1 protein-coding gene and 1 pseudogene are annotated in these 811 nt (G+C 43.5%); both read left to right on the top strand.

Going from position 1 to position 811, the window contains the following annotated elements; all coding sequences use genetic code 11:
• Positions 1–124: transposase (locus UF06_RS25085; protein ID WP_045569239.1), on the top strand; the 124-nt coding region annotated here is incomplete at its 5' end.
• A gap of 427 nt (positions 125–551) precedes the next feature.
• A pseudogene (locus UF06_RS18995) lies at positions 552–811 on the top strand (hypothetical protein); the annotation flags it as partial.

Genomic DNA, 811 nt, shown 5'->3' with positions numbered 1-811 from the left:
AGTAGAGGGTGTGAACAACCGAATAAAGACGCTGAACAAAGTCGCCTATGGGTATCGTGATTGGGAATTTTTTGAGTTAAAAATCAAAGCCAGTCATGAGGCGAAGTATCGATTTTCCGGATGAACCATCTTTTGGAATTTCTCCGGTTCATCCGGAAAATCGATACCTGAATGGCTTTTCTGATACCATATCGCCAAAAATAGCCAGTTAATGTCAACTTCACTTCTTTACCATCGCTTTGGAATACGCGGCCCTTTCCATTATTGCTCTACAGAGTTTGATGGTGACGCGACCATCTTTCACGTAGCACACAATCCTCATATTAAATGTCCATCATGTCGTAGTCGTGATGTCATAAAAAAAAGGAGGTAAGGTTCGCCGTTTCATCGCTACGCCAATCGGCACTAGCCCCTGTTACATCCAGATAGCAAACCAGCGGATTGAATGCCGAGCTTGTAATACACTCGGGTATTTGCCGCTTAACTTTGTTCCTCGTCCCAAAGTGCGTTACACAAAGGGCTTTGAACAGTATGTTCTCTCGCTGTCAGCATTGAACGTCACCATCAATGCCATTGCCAAGCTATGTGGTGTCTGTTGGGATACAGTGAAAGATATTCAGAAGCGTTACCTGCAAAAGCGATACTCTCAACCTTGTCTTAAAAACGTCACTCACATTGGAATTGATGAGATTTACTGTGGCTCAAAAAGTGGCTTCATGACGGTTGTGATTGATATGAAGACAAGTGCCGTCATTTATACAGAGAAAGGAAAGAAGGCCGAAAGCCTTGACGGTTTTTGGAAACGGAAGCT

It is taken from the genome of Vibrio sp. S234-5 (genome assembly GCF_000960595.1).
Classification (GTDB): domain Bacteria; phylum Pseudomonadota; class Gammaproteobacteria; order Enterobacterales; family Vibrionaceae; genus Vibrio.
This window is presented reverse-complemented; position numbering and strand designations above follow the sequence as displayed.